General features: G+C 72.0%; 18 protein-coding genes, 1 tRNA gene and 2 pseudogenes. 11 read left to right on the top strand and 10 right to left on the bottom strand.

What is annotated here, in order from left to right:
* Window positions 1-67: 67 nt before the first annotated feature.
* From IPQ09_21110 to IPQ09_21100, 3 genes are read left to right on the top strand one after another with little or no spacing between them, the layout of a single operon-like run.
* Window positions 68-1,585, top strand: a complete 1,518-nt coding sequence (locus IPQ09_21110; GenBank protein MBL0196675.1) for a hypothetical protein — start codon at window positions 68-70, stop codon at window positions 1,583-1,585.
* Window positions 1,582-2,796, top strand: coding sequence for a phospholipase (locus IPQ09_21105; GenBank protein ID MBL0196674.1), 1,215 nt, complete (start codon window positions 1,582-1,584; stop codon window positions 2,794-2,796). The genes IPQ09_21110 and IPQ09_21105 overlap by 4 nt, the downstream gene beginning before the upstream one ends.
* A 49-nt stretch (window positions 2,797-2,845) precedes the next feature.
* Complete coding sequence (locus tag IPQ09_21100; GenBank protein ID MBL0196673.1) at window positions 2,846-3,418, top strand: hypothetical protein; 573 nt, start codon at window positions 2,846-2,848, stop codon at window positions 3,416-3,418.
* A 40-nt stretch (window positions 3,419-3,458) separates the two neighbouring features.
* Here IPQ09_21100 and IPQ09_21095 read toward each other — a convergent pair whose 3' ends face one another.
* On the bottom strand, window positions 3,459-4,001 hold the full coding sequence (locus IPQ09_21095) for a chalcone isomerase family protein (protein ID MBL0196672.1): 543 nt from the start codon (window positions 3,999-4,001) through the stop codon (window positions 3,459-3,461).
* A gap of 177 nt (window positions 4,002-4,178) precedes the next feature.
* Window positions 4,179-4,250: transfer RNA gene (locus IPQ09_21090), tRNA-Val, on the bottom strand.
* A gap of 266 nt (window positions 4,251-4,516) precedes the next feature.
* On the opposite strand from IPQ09_21090, the gene IPQ09_21085 reads away from it, so the two are divergent.
* From IPQ09_21085 to IPQ09_21075, 3 genes are all read left to right on the top strand, one after another.
* Window positions 4,517-5,749: an RtcB family protein gene (locus IPQ09_21085; protein MBL0196671.1), complete on the top strand. Its 1,233-nt coding sequence runs from the start codon at window positions 4,517-4,519 to the stop codon at window positions 5,747-5,749.
* A 17-nt stretch (window positions 5,750-5,766) separates the two neighbouring features.
* The gene (locus IPQ09_21080; protein ID MBL0196670.1) at window positions 5,767-6,795 is read left to right on the top strand and encodes an RNA 3'-terminal phosphate cyclase; all 1,029 of its coding nucleotides are present in this window, start codon (window positions 5,767-5,769) and stop codon (window positions 6,793-6,795) included.
* A 68-nt stretch (window positions 6,796-6,863) separates the two neighbouring features.
* Window positions 6,864-7,934: a M23 family metallopeptidase gene (locus IPQ09_21075; GenBank protein MBL0196669.1), complete on the top strand. Its 1,071-nt coding sequence runs from the start codon at window positions 6,864-6,866 to the stop codon at window positions 7,932-7,934.
* Window positions 7,935-8,131: 197 nt separating this feature from the next.
* Here IPQ09_21075 and mazG read toward each other — a convergent pair whose 3' ends face one another.
* Together mazG and IPQ09_21065 are read right to left on the bottom strand one after the other, a co-directional pair.
* Window positions 8,132-8,893: a nucleoside triphosphate pyrophosphohydrolase gene (gene mazG / locus IPQ09_21070; GenBank protein ID MBL0196668.1), complete on the bottom strand. Its 762-nt coding sequence runs from the start codon at window positions 8,891-8,893 to the stop codon at window positions 8,132-8,134.
* A 128-nt stretch (window positions 8,894-9,021) separates the two neighbouring features.
* Window positions 9,022-10,032, bottom strand: coding sequence for a hypothetical protein (locus IPQ09_21065; GenBank protein MBL0196667.1), 1,011 nt, complete (start codon window positions 10,030-10,032; stop codon window positions 9,022-9,024).
* Window positions 10,033-10,118: 86 nt separating this feature from the next.
* Here IPQ09_21065 and IPQ09_21060 point away from each other — a divergent pair, with 86 nt between their 5' ends.
* Entirely contained in the window at window positions 10,119-10,499 is a 381-nt protein-coding gene (locus IPQ09_21060; GenBank protein ID MBL0196666.1) for a VOC family protein, read from the top strand.
* Between the two features lie 149 nt (window positions 10,500-10,648).
* Here IPQ09_21060 and hutU read toward each other — a convergent pair.
* Together hutU and IPQ09_21050 are read right to left on the bottom strand one after the other, a co-directional pair.
* Window positions 10,649-12,230: pseudogene (gene hutU / locus IPQ09_21055) on the bottom strand (urocanate hydratase).
* A gap of 195 nt (window positions 12,231-12,425) precedes the next feature.
* A complete protein-coding gene (locus IPQ09_21050; GenBank protein ID MBL0196665.1) occupies window positions 12,426-14,156 on the bottom strand; it encodes a hypothetical protein in 1,731 nt (576 codons plus the stop codon).
* A 74-nt stretch (window positions 14,157-14,230) separates the two neighbouring features.
* Between IPQ09_21050 and IPQ09_21045 the strand changes: the two genes are divergently transcribed.
* A complete protein-coding gene (locus tag IPQ09_21045) occupies window positions 14,231-14,536 on the top strand; it encodes a hypothetical protein (GenBank protein ID MBL0196664.1) in 306 nt (101 codons plus the stop codon).
* 76 nt (window positions 14,537-14,612) lie between these two features.
* On the opposite strand, the gene hflX is transcribed toward IPQ09_21045, so the two are convergent.
* Complete coding sequence (gene hflX, locus IPQ09_21040; GenBank protein ID MBL0196663.1) at window positions 14,613-16,418, bottom strand: GTPase HflX; 1,806 nt, start codon at window positions 16,416-16,418, stop codon at window positions 14,613-14,615.
* Window positions 16,419-16,460: 42 nt separating this feature from the next.
* Window positions 16,461-17,030, bottom strand: coding sequence for an elongation factor P (gene efp, locus IPQ09_21035; GenBank protein MBL0196662.1), 570 nt, complete (start codon window positions 17,028-17,030; stop codon window positions 16,461-16,463).
* A 131-nt stretch (window positions 17,031-17,161) separates the two neighbouring features.
* Between efp and IPQ09_21030 the strand changes: the two genes are divergently transcribed.
* Both IPQ09_21030 and IPQ09_21025 read left to right on the top strand, forming a co-directional pair.
* Complete coding sequence (locus IPQ09_21030) at window positions 17,162-18,022, top strand: tetratricopeptide repeat protein (GenBank protein ID MBL0196661.1); 861 nt, start codon at window positions 17,162-17,164, stop codon at window positions 18,020-18,022.
* A gap of 63 nt (window positions 18,023-18,085) precedes the next feature.
* Entirely contained in the window at window positions 18,086-18,811 is a 726-nt protein-coding gene (locus tag IPQ09_21025) for a DnaJ domain-containing protein (protein MBL0196660.1), read from the top strand.
* 45 nt (window positions 18,812-18,856) lie between these two features.
* Here the strand turns inward: IPQ09_21025 and IPQ09_21020 are convergent.
* Both IPQ09_21020 and IPQ09_21015 read right to left on the bottom strand, forming a co-directional pair.
* A pseudogene (locus IPQ09_21020) lies at window positions 18,857-21,777 on the bottom strand (DEAD/DEAH box helicase).
* Window positions 21,778-21,802: 25 nt separating this feature from the next.
* Complete coding sequence (locus tag IPQ09_21015; GenBank protein MBL0196659.1) at window positions 21,803-22,417, bottom strand: hypothetical protein; 615 nt, start codon at window positions 22,415-22,417, stop codon at window positions 21,803-21,805.
* Between IPQ09_21015 and IPQ09_21010 the strand changes: the two genes are divergently transcribed.
* The gene (locus IPQ09_21010; GenBank protein ID MBL0196658.1) at window positions 22,416-22,853 is read left to right on the top strand and encodes a hypothetical protein; all 438 of its coding nucleotides are present in this window, start codon (window positions 22,416-22,418) and stop codon (window positions 22,851-22,853) included. The two genes, IPQ09_21015 and IPQ09_21010, sit on opposite strands and share 2 nt — an antisense overlap.
* Window positions 22,854-22,860: the final 7 nt, after the last annotated feature.

Genomic DNA, 22,860 nt, shown 5'->3' with positions numbered 1-22,860 from the left:
ACGGGCACTCCTGGGGAAGCGCCGGCGCTTTCTCGCGCTCGTCAGAGTTGCTACCCTGCGGCCAGCCATGAAGACTCCAGCACGTGCGCGCGCGCGACGCCTCGCCTCGCTCGCGGCCGCGTGCAGGGTCGCGCTGCCGCTCGGGCTGCTCCTCGGCGTCACGCCGCGAGGCCTCGGAGGCCGCGAGGCGCACGCGCAAGGGAACTACCGCTCGGCGCCTCTCGGGGGGCGCTCGGCGCTCATGGGCGGCACGGGCATCGCGACGGCCCGCGACGGCGCGGCGCCGTTCCTGAACCCGGCGACGATCGCCCACGTCGACGACTCTGGCTTCGCTTTCTCCGCGAATTTTCTCCAGTTTCGGTCCACCTCGGCGCCGAGCTTCCATCGCCCTGGCGCGGTCGACGCGACGGCGTTCGGGGACCTCCAGCTCGACGAGACGCGCCTCACGACGACCGAGGTCGACCTCGTCCCGTCCACGCTCTGCTTCTTCGCGAACCTGAGCGGCAAGACCGAAGACAACGCGCCACGGCATCGCGCGTCGCTTTGCTTTGGCACGCTCGAGCGCGACGTCCGGTCGCGCCTCGCGGTCGGCTACCGCGGCGGCTCGAACGCGACGCGGGTCGAGCAGGGACAGTCGTTCCTCCACAAGTGGGGCCGGTTCTCGGTGGGCCCCGCGTACAGCGTGAACGTCACGGAAGAGCTCGCCGTCGGGGCGTCGCTCGCCGTCCTCGCCGCGAACTTCGACGACCTCTCGTCAGGCAACACGAGCATTTATTCGACCGACGGGCGCTTCCTCGCGACGGCGCTCGCCAACGTCGCGAGCGGCACGAGCATCGACGTGAACGCCACGCTCGGCGTCACCTACCGCATCGACAACCACTACCAGGTAGGCTTCGCCGCGACCGTGCCTTCGCTCCATGTGTTCGGCGAGTTCTCGTCGCTCTACCAGACCCAGTACTCTGGCAGCGACGACTACGCCTCGTCGCGCCGCGGTGAGGGCTCGTTCCGCGCCTCGACCCCCGCGAAGCTCGGGACGGGCATCTCGGCCAACCTCCCCGGGACGCGCCTCGAGCTCGACGCCTCGGTCCATTTCCCGCGCGCGCGCTCCACCGAGGCCAGGCTCTCGGTGAGCTCGTTCGACACGCGCACCGGCGCGAGCCCGACCGCCGACCAGACCTTCTCGACCGACACCCAGGCCGTCGTGAACACGGGCTTCGGCGTGGAGCGCTTCGTGCGCCCGTGGCTCGGCATCCTCGCCGGCGTGTCCACCGACTTCACGTCGACCCCGCCGCGCTCGGCGGCGCTCGCGCCCGGCGAGCTCAACGCGTTCGCGTTTCCCCGGATGAACCGCGCCTCGGGCTCGATCGGCTTCGCCACCTATACCGAGGGCACCGACTTCGTCGTGGGCGTCGAGGGCTCGCACGGCTGGGGCAAGACCTACGCGCTGAACCCGTTCGAGCTGCCCAACCGCTACGTGCCGATCGATCAGTCTTCGTGGGGATTCATGCTCATCGTCGCGGGCTCGACCAACCTGAAGGCGCTGCGCGCGACGGTCGAGAACGTGGTGAAGGCGCGCAAGCCGTGAGGGGGGTTGCCCGAGCCACGTTCTGCGCGGCCCTCGCGTGCGCGCTGGCTTCGTGCGGCGCGCCCGTCCCGCCACCTGCTCCCCCGCCCGCACCCGGGACGGCTCCCGTCGTTCCCCCGGCGGCCCGCGCGCGCGCGCGCGCGCGCGACTGCGAGCTCGTCGAGTCGTGGCCGGTGGAGACGCGGCTCGATCACGCCGACATCCCCGACGCCGCGAGCGTGTGGATCGCCATGATCGACGGGGCCCGCGAGACCCTCGAGATCGCAGAGTTTTACTTGAGCGACGCGCCGCCGAGCGCGCGTCCGTCCGCGCTCACCAAGGTGGTCGCGGCCATTCAGCGGGCCGCCGCGCGCGGCGTGCGTGTGCGCGTGCTCGTCGAGGACGCGTTCTACGCGAAGTACCCGGAGCTGCCGGACGCGCTCGCCGCCACGCCGGGGGTCGCGCTCCGCCGCGCGGAGGGCAAGCGCCTCTACGGCGGCGGCATCCTCCACGCGAAGTACTTCGTCGTCGACGGCCGCGACGCGTACGTCGGGAGCCAGAACTTCGACTACCGGTCGCTCGAGCACATCCACGAGCTCGGCCTGCGCACGCGGGACGCGAGCGTCGTGACCCGCCTGGTGGCGACGTTTCGGCGCGATTTCCGCGCCGCGGGCGGCGACGCCCCTCTGCCACCGCCGCTCGCGCCCGAGCCCGCGAACGCCGCGGTCCACTTCGCCGCAAGCCCACGGGACGCCCTCCCCGAAGGCGTGGCGTGGGACCTCCCGCTGCTCGAGGCCCGCCTCGACGGGGCACGGCGCGAGGTCCTCGTGCAGGCGCTCGGCTACAAGGCCGCGATGCGCGACGGGGCGCCGTTCGTCGCGCTCGACGCGGCCCTGCGCCGCGCGCTGGCCCGCGGGGTGCGCGTGACGCTCCAGGTGGGGCACTGGCACGGCAAGGAGCCGTCGCTCCTCGCCCTGCGCGAGGCCGGCGCCACTGTGCGGGTCCTCGAGGTGCCACGGTGGTCCGGGGGCGACGTGCCCTTCGCCCGGGTGATTCATGCAAAGTACATGGTCGTCGACGGCGAGCGCGCGTGGCTCGGCACGAGCAACTGGGAGGGGGACTACTTCCTCAAGAGCCGCAACGTGAGCGTGTTCATCGACGACGCCTCCTTCGCCAAGAGGCTCGCCCGCGTCTTCGCCGACGTCGCCGAGGCGCTGCCCGAGGCGCGCTGACGCTCCGAGCGACGCCATGACGCGCGTCGACGGTGTACGCTGCGACGGCATGCCTCGACGCCCTCCCTGGAGCCCCCTCGTGGGCCTCGCGATCGCGCTGGCGGCTCCAGCGGCGCGGGCGGAGGACGGAGAGCGTCTCATCCGCGAGATGGCGACCTGCGACGCGGTCGCGAAGATCCCGCCGCTCCTGATGCTCGGGGTGTTCGGCGTGCGCGGGGTCGTGGGCGCGGCCTCTGGCGGAGGGCGCCCGTTCATCCGCGCAGGGAGCGAGGAGCGCTTGTTCCTCGCGGCCCTCGGGACGGCCGCCGCGGGCCACTCGCTGTGCGGGCCCGCCGTGTTCGCGGGTCACGGGGCCTACGCGCGCGCCTCGGCGAGCCTCGGTCTTCGCCTCGGGCTGCCGGCCGCCGCGCTAGGGCTCACGCTAGGGCTCTACCGGGCGCGCCAGCCGCGAGGCGACTTCGGCGACGGCGCGAGCGATGGGGTCGGCGTCGCGGTCGCGGGCGTCGCGGTCCTCGCCGGCTTCGCGTTCGACTACGCGTGGGCCGCTCGCGGCGCGCGGGTCGCGCCGGTCGTCACGCCTTCGTCATCCGGCGCCGTCTTCGGGCTCGGCGGAGTGTTCTAGCCGGGACAATTCACGAGCGCTGGGAAGCCTGCGCGTACGCTCACGGGAGCTTCGCGATGAGCTGCTCACCGAGCGCCGGCTGGTCCGTGCCGCCGAACCACTGCGCCCACACGGCGCGCATGAACTCGACCCCCACGACGGCGACGGCGGAGCCCCCCTCGATGGCGAGGACCGTGAGCTTCCGATCGGTGTCGTAGGTGATGGTCACCCGCTGGCCGGCGTGCAGATTGTGGAACGCGTTCACGAACAGCGCGATCTTGCTGGAGTCCGCGTACCCGTTGCGCGCAAAACCGCCGCGCAGCGCGCTCTGCATGGTCTCGGCCTTCACGTCGCGGCGCATCGTCCAAACCACCTTCTTCGACACGTCGGCCACCATCACGCGGTGCTTGCTCTTCTCCGCCAGAGGGCCCCGGACGAAGTGCTGAATGTCGTAGATCGCGAACTCGAAGGACTCGACCGTGCGCGTCCGCACGCCCGCCCCCGTGAGCTGCCAGTCGTCCGCCGAGGCCGGTGGCGCGAAGAGCAGCGCGACGACGAGCGAGGCCAGGACGGCGAGGGCGCGGGGAGTGCTACGCGTTTGCATGAAGGGTCCGGTGTTCGCGCCCGCCGGAGAGTTCACCCCCTTACGAACACGTACGGCCCGGGGGTTCCCCTTACGCACTCGTACGATCCGGGGCGCGCAGGCTCACCGGCTCGTGGGCGACGGGAGCGCCAGCGCCAGCGGCGGGACCCACGCGGGGCACAACGCCGGGGCTCTTTGTGGGCGCAGCAGGATTCGAACCTGCGACTTCCACCGTGTGAAGGTGGCACTCTACCGCTGAGTTATGCGCCCTAACGAGGTGGAGAAGCCTACCCGAGGCCGCGCGGGGGCGCAAGCGTTCTCGGCGTCTCCTCGAGGCGGCGCGCCAGGCCTCGCGGACGCGCGCTCCGCGGAGAGCCAACGGTTCGCCGCGACCGCATATCCATCTATCTAACCTCTATCCAAATTTCTACTTCCTCGCCAGACCAGCGATGTCGCAACCTACTGTCATAATTGAGTTTTCTGTTTCACAACGGCCTGGCACGTCCCCTGCTCTAGGGTCTCTCGGAGGCCACATCATGATTCCCCCGAAGCACCACACGCTCACCACCAAGGGTGTCCCCGTCCACGCCTGGGTCGACGGCGTCGCGTTCGACCCCGGCGCGGAGCAGCAGCTCCGCAAGCTCGCCGAGATCCCGGTCGTCGGGCCGTTCGTCGCCGTCATGCCCGACGTGCACGTCGGCAAGGGCGCGACCGTCGGGAGCGTCGTGCCCACCCGCGCGGCGATCCTGCCCGCGGCCGTCGGCGTCGACATCGGCTGCGGGATGATCGCGCAGAAGACCACGCTCCGCGCAGCGCACCTCCCCGACGATCTCGCGGGGCTCCGCTCGGTCATCGAGTCGCGCATCCCCCACGGCCGCTCGCCCGGCGCGCGTGACAAGGGCTCGTGGCACGATCTGCCTCGCGCCGTGGAGAAGGCGTGGTGCGCGTCGCTGAAGGAGGAGTTCTCCGCGATGTGCGAGAAGCACCCCACGTTCGCGAAGGCGAACAGCTTCGTGCACCTCGGGACGCTCGGTACGGGGAACCACTTCGTGGAGGTGTGCCTCGACGAGTCCGACCAGGTCTGGGTGATGCTGCACTCCGGCTCGCGTGGGGTCGGGAACCTCATCGGGCAGTATTTCATCGAGAAGGCCCGCGAAGAAGCGCTCCGGCTCGACCGGCGCCTGCCCGACCGCGACCTCGCGTGGCTCGATCGAGGCACGGAGGTCTTCGACGACTACGTCCGCGCCGTGGGCTGGGCGCAGCGCTTCGCGAAGGAGAGCCGCGCGCTGATGCTCACGGCGGCGCTCGACTCGCTTCGCTCGTGGGCCGAGGAGCGGGGCCTCCCTCCGTTCGAGGCGCTCGACGTGGCGGTGAACTGCCACCACAACTACGTCGCCGAGGAAGAGCACTTCGGCGAGAAGCTCCTCGTCACGCGCAAGGGCGCGGTGCGGGCAGGCCTCGGCGACCTCGGCATCATCCCGGGGTCGATGGGGACGCGCTCGTACATCGTGCGCGGCAAGGGGAACCCGCTGTCGCTCTCGTCCTGCAGCCACGGGGCGGGGCGCGTGCACAGCCGCACGAAGGCGCGCCAGCTCTTCTCGCTCGAAGACCACGAGCGGGCGACGGCGGGCATCGAGTGCCGGAAGGACGAGGCGGTGATCGACGAGACGCCCATGGCGTACAAGCCGATCGACGCCGTCATGAAGGCGCAGGAAGATCTCGTGGACATCGTCCACGAGCTGCGCCAGGTCGTGTGTGTGAAGGGCTGAGCGAAGGAGACGGAGCCATGATCACGATCGACGGAACGACGGGAGAGGGCGGCGGGCAGGTGCTCCGCTCGTCGCTCGCGCTCTCGATGGCGACGGGCCAGCCCTTTCGCGTCACGAACATCCGCAAGAAACGCTCGAAGCCCGGCCTCTTGCGGCAGCACCTCACCTCCGTCCTCGCGGCGCGCGACGTCGCGGGGGCGGAGGTGGTGGGCGCCGCGATGGGCTCCACGGACCTCACCTTCCGACCGAAGCGCGTCCGCGCGGGCAGCTATTCGTTCGCCGTCGGCACCGCCGGCTCCTGCCTGCTCGTGCTCGCGACGGTCCTGGTGCCTCTCGCCATGGCCGAGGGGGCGAGCACGATCGCGCTCGAGGGAGGCACGCACAACCCCGCGGCGCCGCCGTACCCGTTCGTGGCAGAGTCGCTCCTCCCCGCCCTCGCGCGGCTCGGGCTCGACGCGCACGGCACGCTGGAGCGCGCGGGCTTCTACCCCGCGGGCGGCGGCCGACTGCGCGTGGAGCTGGCGGGCGGCGCGCGGCTCCGGCACCTCTCGCTGCTCCACGCGGGGGCGCTCGTCGCGCGGCGGGCGCGCGGCGTCGTCGCGAACCTCCCGCCGGGCGTCGGCGCGCGTGAGGTGGAGACGTTCGTCGCGGCGGCGGGCTGGCCGAAGGACGCGGACGCGCGCCCCGAGGTGCTGCGCGATCCCCTCGGCCCCGGGAACGCGCTCGTGGCCACCCTCGCCTACGAGCACGTGACGTGCGTGCTCACCGAGTTCGGCGAGAAGGGCGTGCCGGCCGAGCGCGTCGGGGGCAAGCTCGCCGCGGAGGTGACGCGCTTCACCGCCGCGGACGTCCCGGTGTGCGAGCACTTGGCCGACCAGCTGCTGCTCCCGCTCGCGCTCGGGGCCGGCGGGGAGTTTCGCACGCTCCGCCCCACGCCCCATTTCGATGCACAATGCACGCTATTGCGCGCGTTCCTGGGCGCGGAGGTCCGCGTGACCGACGAGGGCGGCGGGGCGTTCCGGGTGGAGGTGCCTGGCCGCACGTGACCTCGGTCATCGGTCAAGAGCCACCGATCGGGGGAGCGCGAGCGCGCCGTTCGTGGGATGCTGGGGCCATGCGCGCGCACCGTCTGCTGGCCCTGCTCCTCCTCGGCGCGCTCGTCCCGCTCGCGGCCTGCGGCACGGACGACGGCGCGGCGCCGTTCGACCCCGCCGATCCGAACCCGAGCGCGACCGCCCCGCCCACGACGACGCCGACGGTCCCGACGCTGCCCGACGCCGCGCCCGCGGACGCCTCATCTGCGCCAGACGCCTCACCTCCTTCGCCGGACGCCTCGCGAGACGCGGCGATCGACGCCACCCAGCCCGACGGCTCGAAGCCAGACGCCGCGCCCCCCACGCCGGACGCCGGCCCGAGCCCGCTCTGCCTCGCGGCGACCCCCGGCGCCTACTGCGGCAACGACATGATGCGCGACGCCGATCCGAAGGTGCTCTACCAGTGCCCCGGCGCGAACCGCGCGCCCACCTCGTCGACCCCGTGCGCGAACGGCTGCGTGGTCGCCCCCGCGGGCACCGCCGACACCTGCGCCGCGCCGGCGACGACGGGCACCTACCGGCTGCCATGGCGCGCGGGCACGAGCATGCGCCTCACACAAGACTGCAACGACTCCTGCTGCGCCGACCACGTGGGCGACGCGAGGTACGCGTGGGACTTCGCCAACGGCGGCGGCTTCCCGATCGTCGCGGTGCGTGGCGGCACCGTCACCCACCTGAAGATGAACAGCACCCGCGGCTGCGGCACGAGCTCCTGCGTCAACGACACGAACCTCGTCGTGGTCGACCACGGCGACGGAACACATGCAACCTACCTGCATCTCCAGGGCGGCACGCTCGGGCCCGGGGTCACCTGCGGAGGCACCGTCACGCGCGGGCAGGTGCTCGGCACCGCGGGCACGACGGGCTGGTCCACGGGCGTCCACCTGCACCTGCAGGTGAGCCGCGTGCACACGGGCGCGCCGCGGTGCGAGTGCGGCCCGACCGGCCAGGGGTGCGCCGCGAACACCGTCCCGTGGGCGAATTTCTGGTCGAGCGCGGCCTACCCCACCGTAGCCGTGTCCTTCGACGAGTGGGCCGCGGCGTCGACCTGCGGGAACCGCCGGATGGCGATGCCGCCGTCGCAGAACTAGGGCGCGGGCGAGGTCTCCGCCATCAACGCTACTGCTTCGTGAGGGGCGCGACCGCGAGCGCGCACGAACGGAAAACCATGTACATTGCAACCACCCCGGGCAGCCGGGCGGTCGAGGTGGCCGCCCATGGCGCGCCCGCCTCTCCCCAGACCTATCACCTCAGCCGTTTCGGCCGGGAGAAACCTCGAGCGAGCGCGCTACGGCGCCGCTCGCTCCGCTCGCTTGGCCTCTTCCCAGTAGGCGTCGAGCACCTCGAGCGGCAGCGTCGCGTTGCCCGCCTGGCCAAACCCGCCGTGCTCCTCTCTCACGCGGCCCTCCACGTGACCAAACCGGCGCGTGAACTTGTCGATCGTGCGGCGGAGCGCGCCCTCGGCGTCGACCTTCGCGTGCCTCGAGAGGTTCACGAGGGCGAAGAGCGCGTCACCGAGCTCCTCCTCGACGGCCTGGGTGTCCCCGCCCTCGAGCGCCGCCGTGAGCTCGCCTAGCTCCTCGTGCACCTTCGCGAGCGAGCCGCGCTCGTCGGCCCAGTCGAAGCCCACGCGCGCGACCTTCTCGCCGATGCGCTGCGCGCGCGTCAGCGCCGGGAGGCTCTTCGGCACGCCCGCGAGGATGCCGCGCCCGGCCTTCTCCTTGGCCTTCAGGAGCTCCCAGTTGCGGAGCACCTCGTCGGCGTCTTTCACGTCGAGATCGCCGAACACGTGGGGGTGGCGGGTCACGAGCTTCTCGACGATGCCGGCGATCACGTCGTCGATCGCGAAGCGGCCCTCGCGCCGGAGCAGCTCCGCCTGAAAGACGACCTGGAGCAGCAGATCGCCGAGCTCCTCCTTCAGCGCCGCGCGGTCGCCGCCCTCGATGGCGTCGATCACCTCGCAGGCCTCCTCGAGGACGTATTTACGAAGGGTTTCCAGGCTTTGCTCGCGATCCCACGGGCAGCCATCTTCGGCGAGCAGGCGCTGCATCACGCGGACGAGGCGCTCGAGCGTTCGACCGTCCTGCGCGGCGAGCGGAGGCACCGGCCGCGCGAGGTGCTCGTCGAAGCGCTCAAGGCCGACAGCCCCACCTTCGCGCGAGCCGGGCTCGAGGCCGCTCACTGGCCGAGCTCCCGCGCGAGGTCCTTAGCGAGCGCGACCGCGCGGGCGGTGCTCTGCGGGTCGGGCGGGAGCGCGATGGCCCCGACCACCGGGTGGCCGCCGCCCCCGTGCCGCTCGCAGATCTTCGCGATGTCGTGCGTGCGGGTCTGCCCACACCAGGGGTTGAAGCCGATCGAGATTTTGCACTTCTTGCGCGACCGCGTGAGCACGACCGAATACGCGCTCTCCGGGAAGAGCGCGTAGGTGACGAACTTCGGCCCCGCGTCGAGCTCGTGCGCGCTGAGGTCCACGAGCACCGCGGCGCCGTCCTTCACCGCGTTCCCTTCGACGAGCCGCACGAACCCGGCCTGCTGCTCCTCGTACGGCACGTACGCCTCGCGCACCTCCGGCAGGTTCGCCACGCCCTCGATGCCGTGCTCGAGGAGCAGCGGCACGAAACGCGACAAGAAGGCGGCGTCCGCCCCGTGCTCGACCACGGTCATGAGCTTCAGCACGGGCTCCTTCTTCTCGACCGCCATGCGCGCGCTCGGGAAGGCCGCGCGATCGATCATGTCGGCCCAGCGCACGAGCTCGGCGACCGGCGCGGAGTCGAGCCCAAACTGCGCCGCGCCGATGTCGGCGATGAGCTTCGTGCACGACCCGTAGGCGCCGTCGTGGAAGTGGCGCTCGGCTCGCGCGGCCCGCCCCCCCGCGGCGCGCTCCTCGAACACGCGCCGCTCGCCGGGCGTGGCGAACGCGCTCACGTGGTGGTCGAAGTACCAGGTGAGGTTCTCGGCCGCCGAGAAGCGGAAGTCGAGGATGGCGTTCACGTCGCCGTCGAGGAGGCGCGGAGGCACGCCGCTGTCGCCGGGCCCGTAGCCCATCGAGAGATAGCGGAACACGAGGTCGCCCGACCGCCCGTGGTCGCCGTGCTCGACGTGGCGGAGCAGGCGTGTGAAGAGCGCGGCGGAGCAGAGGCCATCGAGGCAGTGCCCGTGCGTGGCGACGACGACTGTGCGGTGCGGCATGCGACGGGGAGTACCACGGACGCACCGCCCGTGGACCAGGCTGTGGACCACGTGACGCGCGATCGACCGCGTGCGATGGTCGCGCCATGCGCGTGCACCACCTCGCCTTTCGAACGCGAGACCTCGAGCGGCTCGAGGCCTTCTACGCGACCCTGCTGGGGCTGCCCGTCGCTCGCCGCTCCGAGCGGAGCGTGTGGCTCGACGCCGAGGGCACCCTCGTGATGCTGGAGCTCGCAGGCGACGACGAGCCCGACGTGCCCCGAGGCTCGATGGAGATCGCCGTCTTCGAGGTGGCCCCCGAGGAGCGCGCGGAGCGCGTGGAGCGGCTGCGCGACGCGGGCTTCCCCGTGGAGGCTGAGACCGAGTTCACGACCGCCCTCCGCGATCCCGACGGGCGCCGCGTGGGGCTCTCCCATTACCCTCACCCGCGGCCTCACCCGCGCCCCTCGGGGGGTCCGCGCGCCTAGATCACGCGCGATCCACTGCACCGCGGGCCGGGCGCCGGGAGACCCCATTTTCGCGCGAAATGCCCACAAGGGGCGCATGTGCGATAAGGTGCGCCCCTGCGCACGCCCCTCGTCGTGACCGTGCGCCCGCCGGTGTACTGACCCCGCGCCTACTTCTCGGCGAGGTGCGGGATGTGCACGCCTCGCTCGCGCGCGGCGCGCTCGGCCTCCTCGTAGCCCGCGTCGGCGTGGCGGATGACGCCCATGCCGGGGTCGCTCGTGAGGACGCGCTCGAGGCGCGCCGCCGCCTCGGGCGTGCCGTCGGCGACGATGACCATGCCCGCGTGGAGGCTCATGCCGATGCCGACGCCGCCGCCGTGGTGGAAGCTCACCCACGACGCGCCGCCCGCCGTGTTCACGAGGGCGTTCAGGATCGCCCAGTCGGCGATCGCGTCGGAGCCGTCCTTCATGGCCTCGGTCTCGCGGTTGGGCGACGCGACGAGCCGCAGTCGAGGTGATCGCGCCCGATCACGATCGGCGCCTTCACCTTGCCGGTGCGCACCAGCTCGTTGAACGCGAGGCCGACCTTCGCGCGGTCGCCGTAGCCGAGCCAGCAGATGCGCGCGGGCAGGCCCTGGAACGCGACGCGCTCCTCGGCGAGCGTGAGCCACCGCTGCAAGTCTTCGTCATCTTTCATGATTTCGCGAACACACGCGTCGGTCACGCGGATGTCTTCGGGGTCGCCCGAGAGCGCGACCCAGCGGAACGGGCCCTTGCCCTCGCAGAACAGCGGCCGGATGTAGGCGGGCACGAAGCCCTTCACGTCGAACGCGCGCGCGCACCCGCCCTCGACCGCGCACGCGCGGATGTTGTTGCCGTAGTCGAACACCTCGGCGCCGCGCGCCTGGAACCAGAGCATCGCGTCGAGCTCCTCGGCCATGCTGCCCTTCGCGCGCTCGACGTAGCCCTCCGGGTCCTCCGCCCGCAGCTCGGCCGCCTCGGCGAGCGAGAAGCCCGCGGGCACGTAGCCGTTCAGCGGATCGTGGGCGCTGGTCTGCTCGGTCACGAGATCGGGGATCACCCCGCGGCGCACGAGCTCGGGGTAGATCTCCGCCGCGTTCCCGAGGACCGCCACGCTGATGGGCTGGTCGCTCTCGACGGCCCGCTCGATGCGCCCGAGCGCCTCGTCGAGATCGTCGATGCGGACGTCGACGTAGCGGGTGTCGATGCGTTTCTGGATACGCGAGGCGTCGACCTCGACCGCGAGGCACGAGAGCCCCGCCATGGTGGCGGCGAGCGGCTGCGCGCCGCCCATGCCGCCGAGGCCCGCCGTGAGCACCCAGGCGCCCGCCCTTCGCGCCGCCGCGCGTGCGCTTCGCCGCCGCCGACGAAGGTCTCGTACGTGCCCTGCAGGATGCCCTGCGTGCCGATGTAGATCCACGAGCCCGCGGTCATCTGCCCGTACATCGTGAGGCCGAGCGCCTCGAGGCGGCGGAACTCGTCCCACGTGGCCCACTTGCCGACGAGGTTCGAGTTCGCGATGAGCACGCGCGGCGCGTCTTTCGTGGTGCGGAAGCGGCCCACGGCCTTGCCCGACTGCACGAGCAGGGTCTCGTCGTCGGCGAGGTCGCGCAGCTCGCGCACGATCACGTCGAAGGCCTCCCAGCTCCGCGCGGCCTTGCCGGTGCCGCCGTACACGACGAGGTCGTCGGGGCGCTCGGCCACCTCGGGGTCGAGGTTGTTGTGGAGCATGCGGAGCGCGGCCTCCTGCACCCACCCCTTGCACGACAGCTCCGACCCACGAGGCGAACGAATGACGCGAGCAGACACGGGGACCTCCTTCGGGGAGCGCGCGCCCCGCGTCAGCGCGAGAGACACACGCGCCGCGAGATTTAGCCCCGTTCGGCCCCGCTGGAGCGAACTTTCGTGACCTGGTCTGGTGACGGGTCAGCGCAGGCGCATGCAGCGCGCCCCGCCCTTACCGTACTTGTCGAGCACGTGGATGCCTCCGCCCCACGAGCGCGGATACACGTGGCCCTCGAACGAGGCGCCCGTCCAGCCGTGGTAGGTGCCGGCGCCCGCGGTGTTGGCCGACCACTCGATCATGTTGCCGCCCAGGTCCATCCACGACTCGTTGCTCCCTGCGAAGGGCTTGATGACGCTGAGATCGGTGGTGAAGCGCCCGGGGGAGGCGATGATGGGGGAGAGATCGTTGGCGAAGGTGTTGTACCCCACGACGGGCCAGAGGTACCGCGGGGCCTTCTCTGCGTTGAACCCGCTGGTCCCGGCGTTGTAGTTCGTCCAACCCGCGGGGTCTTGGGGGATCGGGTCGTCGCCCCAGGGCCAGGTGAACGGACCGTACGCCTCGGCCAGGGCCTGCTGCGTGATCATGTAGCCGCCGTCCCACGCGCAGAACGCGGCGAAGAGCGGCGGCGGGGCGCAGTTCATCGACTTCTGATCGAGGAGATCTTTCATGGCCGGCCGCGGCACCTCGCCGAAGGCCACGCTGAGCGCGTCGTCGAACCAGTAGGTGCGATGCCCGTACCCGCCGGCTCCCATGTAACACCCGCTCGTGCCCCCCGTGGAGAACCCGCGGTAGTACGACAGGGGTCCGAGCTGGCTGTCGAGCCCGATGTCTTGCGTGCAGTTCGGGTAGTTCGGGTGGTTCGCGCAGCTCGGGAAATCGTAGGGCTGGCCGTTGTGGCGCGACGGGAGATACTCGCGCGAGGCCGCGTTCAGCTGCGCGGCGACGAGCGGATCGGTCAGGATGCGGGCCTCGACCCACGCCTTCACGTTGGGCTGACCGGCGAACTGCGCCTTCAGATCGGTCACCCACGCGCGGATTCGGCCCGCGGTGATCTCGTATTTGTCGACGTACACCTGCTTGGTCACGCCCTGGTGCACCATCGTGAGGCCGGGCACCGGGAGGCTCTTGCAGCAGCTCTCGTGCACCACGCCAGGCTGCCCCACCTCGCCCGCGCCGCACGTCACGCCGCCGTGCAGCGGGCGGCAGCTCGGCCCCTCGACGCAGACCCCGCGCGCGCACACCGAGCTGGTGCAGTCGCCGTCGAGCGCGCAGGCCTGCGCCGCCTCGCACCGCGGCGCGGGCGGGACGACCACGCCGCCATAGGTCTGACCTGTTCCGCCGCAGTCGATGTCGGACTCGCCGCCGTTCTTGACCCCGTCGGTCGAGCTGGCGACGCCGCACACGCCCGCGGTGCACACGTCGAAGCCGCAGTCGCCCTTCACGGCGCACACCTTGCCCACGCCGCACTTGGGGGCGTTGGGGCCGCCGCAGTCGACGTCGGTCTCGCCGTTGTTCTTCTTGCCGTCGGTGGCGTCGGCGGGAGTGCAGTAGCCCGCCTGGCACTTGGAGATGCAGTCGTCGTTGTTCACGCACCGCTCGCCGGCGCGGCACGGCTTGTCGGGGAGCGCCGTGCCGCCGCAGTCGACGCCGGTCTCGCCGCCGTCGCGGCGTCCGTCTTGGTGCACTGTGGTGGGCGGATCGCCGCACGCGAGGGCCCGGCAATAGTCGGTCACGCAGTCGCGATCGGCGACGCAGGGCTCGCCGTTCTTGCACTTGGCGGGCAGGCCGACGCCGCAGGTCTTGGTGCCCGGCGGCGCGCAGGGTCTTGTCGGGCCCGCAGGTGGTGCTGAGGCAGTCGGAGTTGGCGACACACGGCTCGCCGTCGCACTTCTTGCACGCGCCGCCGCAGTCAGTGCCGGTCTCGGCGCCGTCCTGAACGCCGTTCGTGCACGAGGCCGGCTGGCAGGTGCCGCCGGCGCAGTTGCCGCTCGAGCAGTCGGCCGGGGCAGCGCAGGCCGCTCCATCGGCGCACTTGGGGCCGGTCGCGCCGCACTTCGGGGCCGCGTCGACGCTCGCGTCGGGCGGGGGCGGAGGCGGGGGCGTCGTGCCCGTGGTCGTGCCGGTCGGGGTCGGGGGCGTCTCGCCCGGGTCGGGCACGCTGCTGCACGCCGGGAAGACCCACGCGAGCGCCACAAGACACAGAGGGACCGCGCGCCGCCCGATGGAGATCTCCCGCATCGGTCCACGATAGCAGAAGTCCCGCCACGAGCGACAAAGGCAAGGCCGCGCGCCGGGGCGGCCCTGCGAAAATCCCGGCGCGCCCAGAGCTACCTGCGGCGCCGCGCCCCGAGGAGCTCTTCGAGCGTGGTGAGCTCGCCCGGGTCGGGGGCGGCGCGCTCGTCGTCGAGGTCCGGGACCGAAGGCGCGTCCTCGGGCACGAGCGCGGGGCCCTTCGCGGCCTCCTCCCACCTGGCCGCGAGCAGCTCCGCCACGCGGGAGAGCAGCCCGCGGGTCGACTCGCGCTCGAGGGCGGAGAGACACACGGCGTCGGGGTGCTCGCGCTCGAGCAGGCGCCGCGCGCGAGGCTCGAGGAGGTCGACCTTGTTCCAGACGATTACCCTAGGAATTTCCGACAATTCCAGCTCTTCGAGCAGCGCCTCGGTGGCGCGCAAGCGCTCGTCCCGCGCCTCGTCGGCGGCGTCCACCACGTGGAGCAGCAGGTCCGCGTCGGCGGCTTCTTCGAACGTCGCGCGGAACGCCGCGAAGAGGTCCCGCGGCAGGTTGCGGATGAAGCCCACGGTGTCCGTGAGGACCACCTCGCGCTCGCCCCAGCCCGCCCAGCCGACGCGGAGCACGCGCGACCGCGTGTCGAGCGTGGCGAAGAGCTTGTCTTCGACGAGCACCGAAGCGCCCGTCAGCGTGTTGAGGAGCGTGCTCTTGCCGGCGTTGGTGTAGCCGACCACCGCCACTGTGGGGATCGGCACGCGCGTCCGGCGGCGACGGCGAACGCCGCGGCGGCGCTCGAGCTTGCGGAGCTCGTCTTCCAGGTGGGTCACGCGGTCGCGCGCGCGGCGCTTGCCGATCTCGAGGGTGGTCTCGCCGGGCCCTCGACCGCCGATGCCGCCTGTGAGCCGGGAGAGGGCGTCGTCTTTCTGGGCGAGCCGAGGGAGGCTGTATTTCAGCTGCGCGAGCTCGACCTGGAGCTTGCCGTCGCTGCTCTCGGCGCGCTGCGCGAAGATGTCCAGAATGAGCTGGGTGCGGTCGATGACCTTGAGGTCGCTCACCCCCGCGATGGCGGCGGCCTGCGCGGGGCTCAGGTTCTGGTCGAACACGAGCACCTCCGCGTCGCGATCGATCGCGCGGAGCACGACGTCCTCGAGCTTGCCCTTGCCCATCACGAACTTGGGATCGAACGCCTCGCGGATCTGCACCACCGAGTCGGTGACCTCGACCCCCGCCGTGCGCGCCAGCTCCTCCAGCTCGCGCATGCTGGCTTGGGCCTCGCGGAGTAGGTCTGACTTTTTGTACTCGCCGCCGCGCGTGCTCGCGACGTGCACGAGCAGGGCGCGGCCGTCCTTGGCGCGCACCTCGCGCCCCCGCGAGCGGCGCGCGAACTCGGCCTCGAGGTCGGCCATGAGCTCGCCCACGTTCAGGGAGAGCTCGGCCAGCGGCACCATGGCGACCTCGCGGTAGGGGCTCTCCCCGTCGCTCTGGGTCGGCACGTTGTGCGCGTACGACAGGGCGCGCGGCGCGCCCCCCGGAGCCATGTGGAGGACCGCGACGAGGTCGAGGCGCAGCCGCACGAGGTCGACGAGGTCGTCCTTCGACAGCGCCTCGCCGCGCACGTGCGTGTGCACGAGCCGGAGCCCCCGGAACCTGCCCTCGGCCGCGCGGAGGCGGCCGATGTCGGGGAGCATGAGCCGGCCCGCGTCGCCCACGATGACCGTGTCGATCGAGCCCGAGCGGTGCACGAGCACACCCACCTGCCGGCCGGTGTCGCTCGACACGTCGACGAGCGCGCGCGCGAGCTCGGGCGTGGCGATGGTGTCCAGGGGCACGCGCCTGCGGTAGATGCGCAGGAGCGCGCGCACCGCCGCGGGCGAGAGACCTACCTTGTTGCCGAAGAGCTCGATCGGACGCTCGTCTCGCTTGTCTCCGCTCGTGTCAGTGAGCGCTCACTGCTGCTTGTTGACGCGCTCGAGGTACTGGCCCGTCGAGGTCTCGATCTTGATCCACTCGCCCTCTTTGATGAAGAGCGGGACGTTGACCGTGGCGCCGGTGGACAGCGTGGCGGGCTTCGTGGCGCCGCTCGCGGTGTCGCCCTTGATGCCGGGCTCGCTGTTGACGACCTGCATGACGACGTTGGGCGGGAGCTCCACGCCGATGGGGTTGCCGTTGTAGAGGGTGACCTCGCACTCGAGGCCCTCGCCGAGGAAGCGCTGCTCGTCGCCGAGCTTGTCCTTCTCGAGGTAGATCTGGTCGCCGGTGTTCGTGTCCATGAAGACGAAGCTGTCGCCCTCGGACCACGAGTAGGTCATGGTGCGGTCCTCGACGTCGGCGAGCTCCACCGCCTCGCCGCTCTTCCACGTGCGCTCGACCACGTTGCCGTTGGTGAGGTTTCGCACGCGGCAGCGCGTGAACGACTGCCCCTTGCCGGGCTTGACGAACTGGTGCTCCACGATGTGGAACGGCACGCCGTCGATCTGAATCTTCAAGCCCTTGCGGATGTCGGTGGTGGTGGCCATGCGGGGCCGGGAGGTAGCACGCCGCCCACCGAGCGGCAAACGCCATCGGCGAAATCGGCGCAGCGGTGGCTGCGCGCGCAACGGCGAAGGCTGTGGACACCGCGAAGCGGTGTATTAGGACCACCGCGATGCTGCACGAGACCGACGAGGAGCTGCGCGAGATCAAGCGCGAGATCATCGAGTCGCGCGGCCTCGTCATCAAGACCAACAACCTGACGAACGCCCTCAGCGCCGACGTCAAGTCGATCGCCAAGCGGCAGCAGAGCTACGAGCGCAAGCTCTCCTGGAACAGCGCCACGGCCTACGTGGTCTTCGTGTTCGTGGTGTTCGCGGCCCTGAAGGTGGCGTGGGACGCGCGCGTCGACCAGATCCGCGCCGAGACCGACACCCGGCAGCAAGAGAACGACCGGCTGCGCAAGGAGGTGCGCGAGGCCCAGAAGCGCGAGGAGGACCGCCTGCGCGCCGAGGCGAAGGCCGCGCAGTATTACGAGCTCGTGAAGAACAACAAACGGCAGGAGCTCGTCGAGGGCTACGAGGCCATCAAGAAGGAGCCGATCAGCCGCGCCGAGCAGGCCATCTTCGCCGACGCCGCGGACCGCGCGAAGAACGAGCTCGCCGCGCAGGTGTACACGCACGGGCTCGAGAAGCTGAAGGCCAAGCGCTGGCAGGAGGCGGCGAGCGCCTTCGAGGAGTCGCTGCGCCTGAAAGACGACTCCTCCATCGGCCCGAGCGTGCGCCTCGGCCTCGCGCAGGCGTACCGCGGCCTCGGGCGCCACAAGGACGCGATCCCGATCCTCACGGCCCTCGCCGACAACACCGTCAACCGCGAGGTGTGCGACGACGCCCTGTATTTCCTGGCGGGCTCGCAGACCGACATCGAGGCGTGGAACGACGCGAAGAACACCTGGCGCACGATGCTGCGCCGCTTCCCCGACTCGCGCTACGCCGCGGAGGGTCATATCTACCTGAAATCGCTAGAGCTTTTGCACTAGGATGGGCCGCCGCGGGGCCGCCGAACTTGGCCCGGCGCGCTGCCTACCGCTAACTGCTGCGGCATGCAGCTCCCTGGGCGACTGGCGGCGACGACCCTCGGGGATCTCCTGGGCGCCCTCCACCGCGCGGCGGCGCGGGGCTCCCTCGAGATCGTGGAGCGAGGTGGGCGAACGCACCGCGTGTTCCTCGCCGATGGCCTCGTGACGGCGGTGGAGCTCGACCGCTCCTCCCCCACCCTCGCGGAGGTCTTGCGGCGCGAGGCCGAGCTCGACGACGAGGTGCTCCGCCGCTCGCTCCTGCGCGCGCTCGCCCAGCGGCGCCTGCACGGCCAGGTGCTGGTCGACGACTTCCGCATCGCGCCCTCTGTCGTGGGGCGAGCGCTCCGCGCGCAGCTCGGGCAGCGGCTCGAGGCGCTGGAGCGCCTGTCGGACTGCGCCGTCCGGTTTCGCGTCGCGGTCCGCGCGCCACGCGAGGCGCTCGCGGAGCCGCTCGAGCCGGAGCACTTTCTGCACGGGCGAAGGCGACGACGGGACGGCGCGCCCGCCGCTGCGGACCGTGGCGCGTCGCCCTCGACGCTGGCCGAGCAGGCCGCGCGGCGCACGCTCGGGGTCACGGCGTTCGCGGACGCCGCCGAGATCAAGCGGGCGTACAGGGACCTCGTGCGACGGACCCATCCCGATCTGCACCCGTCCAGCTCGAGCGACGAGCGGCGCGAGCTCGCGCGGCGTTTCGCGGCCGCCGCCGAGGCCTACAGGCTCCTCACGACGGACACGACGCAGGTCGCATAGCGCGGCGAGCGACCTCGCGCGTGCCCGGGCCGCGCACGCAGCGCTTCACTCGAGCAGCGCGAGGAGATCTGCGCGCGTGAGCGCCATCCCGGCGCCGCCGTCGCCGATGGCGGCCTCGGCGAGCGCGCGCTTCTTCTCCTGGAGGACGAGGATGCGCTCCTCCACGGTGTCCTTGGCGACGAGGCGATGGACGAACACGGGCTTGTCTTGGCCGATGCGGTGGGCGCGATCGGCCGCCTGATCTTCCACCGCCGGGTTCCACCAGGGGTCGAGCAGGAACACGTGATCGGCCGCCGTGAGGTTCAGGCCGGTGCCGCCGGCCTTCAGCGAGAGGAGCAGCACGTTCGGGCCGTCGTCGCGCTGGAAGCCTCGCACGACGCCCTCGCGATCGCGCGTGGACCCGTCGAGGCGGAGGGCGGTGAGCCCCGCGCGCGCGAGCACGGGCTCGACGCGATCGAGGAGCGAGGTCCACTGGGAGAACACGAGGGCCCGGTGGCCCTCGGCGGCGAGCGTCGTGAGCTCCTCCACGAGCCGCTCGAGCTTCGAAGACGTGGGGGCCGAGTGCCCGGGGAGGAGGCCCGAGTGGCACGAGGCCTGGCGTAGCCGCAAGAGCGCCTCCAGGGCCTCCATGACCGAGAGCCCCTCGCCGAGGCGCGCGACCAGGTCGCGTTTCGTCGCGGCGCGCACGGCGTCGTAGAGGGTGCGCTCGCGCTCGTCGAGCTCGACGTAGAGCAGGTGATCGGTGCGCGGGGGGAGGTCGCGGGCGACCTCGGACTTCTTCCGCCGCAGCAGAAAAGGTCGGATCTTTGCGCGGAGCTTCGCGACCACCGACTCGTCGCCCTCGTTGATGGGCTGGACGTAGCGGACGCGGAAGTCGGAGAGCCCGCCGAGGAGGCCCGGGTTCGTGAAGTGCGCGAGGCTGTAGAGCTCCTCGAGGCGGTTCTCGACCGGGGTGCCGGAGAGGGCCACACGGAAGCGCGCGGGCAACGTGTAGACCGCGCGGGCGGTCTGGCTGTCGGGGTTCTTGATGGCCTGGGCCTCGTCGAGGACGAGCGCGTCCCAAGGGCTCGCCGAGAGTGGGCCGGTGTCCGTGCGGGCCGTGCCGTAGGTGGTGAGCGTGATGTCGGCGGCGGGATCGAGGACGCGGCGCGGCCCGTGGTAGGTGCTCACCCGTAGGCCCGGGCGGAAGCGGGCGATCTCCGCCGCCCAGTTGAAGAGCACGCTGGTGGGGCACACCACGAGGGTGCGCCCCTTCACCGCGGCGAGGGTCTGGAGGGTCTTGCCGAGGCCCATGTCGTCGGCGAGGATCGCCCCGAGCTCGGCGGTCTGCAGGAAGGCGAGCCACGCGACGCCCTCGAGCTGGTAGGGCCGCAGCGTGCCGGTGAGGTCGGCGGGGAGCTCCGGGGCCGAGAGGCCCGTGAAGCCCTCGACCAGCGGCGCTAGCGCCGAGAACCCGGGCGGCGCGGGGTGGTCGAGGCTCTCGCACAGCCGCGCGAGCGTGGGGATGGCCACCTTGGAGAGCGTGCCGTCGTCGCGGCGCGCTTCCATCAGCTCCGCGAGCAGCGCGCCGTGCTTCGAGAGCCAGGTCGCCGGCAACGGAGCGAACCCGCCTCCGTCGAGCGGCACGACGTCGAAGCCGTCCTCCCACGCGCGGAGCACGGCGAGCACGCTCGCCCGCCGCACCGTGGGGCCACCTCCCTCGGACTCGAACCGCACGTCGAGGTCGTCGCCCGTGATCTCGACCTGCGGGACGAGCGCCGCGTGACCGAGGAGCGCCTCGGGATCGTCGACCTCGTCGCCGAACCCACGCAGGCGCTCGGCGAAGCGGAGGGCTTCTTTGCCCTCGTAGTCGACCCGACGCCCCACGGAGAGAGAGAGGCGCTCGCGGAGCTCGACCGCGAGGGTACGCTCGCGCGGGATGTCTCGCGCCGGCACCGGTCCGCCGAGGTGCACGAGCCGGTCGCCGTCGACCCGCGCAGCGGGCGGATCGCCGTAGACGATGAGCGGCAGCACGGAGATCGCGTGGAAGCCCTGCGAGAGCTCGAAGAGCAGGCGCGGGCGCACGCGCGCCGACGTGCGCCCTGGCACGCGCGTCGTGCGGACCCGCACGTCGAGCCTCGCCTCGAGGGCTGGCAGCACCTCTCCCGCGAGCGTCGCGAGATCGGCGGCCGCGAAGTGCTTGCGCTGCGGGAGCAGCTCCAGGCGCTCGCCGGTGAGGGCCATCTCGCGCAGCGGGCGCAGCGTGTCGCCTAGGCGCACGAGGCCGCACGCCACGACCTCGGAGACGCCGCGCGCCGCCTCGACGAGCACGTCGACGCCGCCGTCTTTTCCGTCAACTAGCTTGACTACTGGAGAGACGGGGCGCGGCTCGTGCGCACCGGGTGGCCGTCGAGGCGCACGTCCTTGGCCGACTCGAGCAGCTCGAGCAGCTGCGGCACCTTGACCACGGGCACCACGCCGCGGAAGAAGCCCTGGGCCACGCGATCGAGCGCGAGGTCGTCGTGGGAGGGCAGGAGATCGCCGCGACGCGTGACGCGGGTGGCCACGGAGCCTTCGAGCTCGGTCTCCTGGCCGTCGGGTGCGACGACGAGGCGCTCGAACAGCAGCGTGCCCCCGCGGCGACCGAGCTGGTACGCGAGGCGCGACGGGCCCGCGGGCGCGGGGGCTGTGGCGGAGCTCGCCCCCGGGTCGGCCGGCGAGGTCAGGCCCTGCGCGTCCGCGATCGCGCACGCGGCGACGTGCTGGCAGGGGTCGACCTTTCCGCCGCAGTCGCAGGTCCACTCGCCCTCGAGCACGTACAGGGTCACCGTCGGCGCCACCGGGGCGTCGGTGACACGGACGCGGTAGGTCGTGTCGGCGCCGTCGCGAGCGTCGATCGACACCGCGCCGGCGCGCGCGAGCTTGACGCCCTGCGACCAGACGCCGGGCAGGCTCGCCTTGCGGACCGCCTCGAGGAACGTGCTCATGTGCGCGTGACCTTCGACGACGGCCTCACTTGTGCCGCGGGGCCGTCGTGCAGAGCACGTCGGTCGTATCGCGTGTACTCTGCAAACATTGAGTTCGGCTGTCGTTGCAGCGAATCACGAGCACCCCGTGCGACAAGAGCGCGGCGTACGAGACCCCCGCCCGCTGCACCGCCGCCCGCGTGGGGGTCTCGGCAGCGCAGCCGGCCGACATGAGCAGGTCGATTTGGCGCCCCGCCGCGACGAGCTCGACACGGTTCAGCTTCGCCCTCTCGTGGCCCGTGTCCATCGAGAGCACGATGGGGCCGAGCTTCCGCTGGAGGTCCTTCGCGAAGGCCTCGTCGATGGGCGCGTCGTCCGGGTGAGGCGCGCGCATGGCGGCCATGTACGAGATGGCCTTGAGCTGCACTTCGTCGGGCATGCCCGCGCCGACCGTCGGGCTCGTCTTAGGGACCGGACGCTCGGGCATGGGGTAAGACGGAGCGGCCGACGCCGAGGCGGACGCGGGCGCGCTCGCCGTGGTGGACGGGGCAGGCGCCGCGTCGGGGGTGGCCTTGGGCGTGTCGCACGCGGCGAGCGTCGCCCCTGCGCAGCCGAGGGCGACAGCCGAAAGGACAGAGAGTAGCTTCAGACCCGGCACCATGGGCTCCCGCTTAGCACATCGGGTCGCGCTTACGCTGGCGGCGTCGGCGGCGATCCCGCTTTGCGCTCCGAGCGCGGGCGGCGCGGCCGCCCCGGAGGCGCTGGAGGCTGCCGCGTCCTGCGAGCGGAGCGCCGAGCCCGGGCGCATCCGGTGCACGCTGACGGTCACGCCGCTCACGGCACGACGCGAGACCCTCGAGTGGGCGGACGCGGTCGTGAGCGCCGCCCCCGCGTTCGCGACGCCCCTCCGCGGCCGGCTCACGCCGGTCGAGCTCGGGCCCACCGGCGCCCGCTTCGCCTTCGCCCTCGCCGCACGAACGCGCGGGCGTGGGCCGCTGGCGCTGCGCGTTCGGGCGGTGGTGTGCGAGGGGCGGGCGTGCCGCACGGTGACCGTGGAGCGGGTCGTCGACTTGGTCGTGGGAACGCCCGAGAGCTGAGCGCGGA

The organism is Myxococcales bacterium, assembly GCA_016720545.1.
In the GTDB taxonomy this organism is placed as follows: Bacteria; Myxococcota_A; Polyangia; order Polyangiales; family Polyangiaceae; genus JAAFHV01.
The sequence above is the reverse complement of the archived record's forward strand: the minus strand, read 5'-3'. Positions and strand labels throughout refer to the sequence as shown.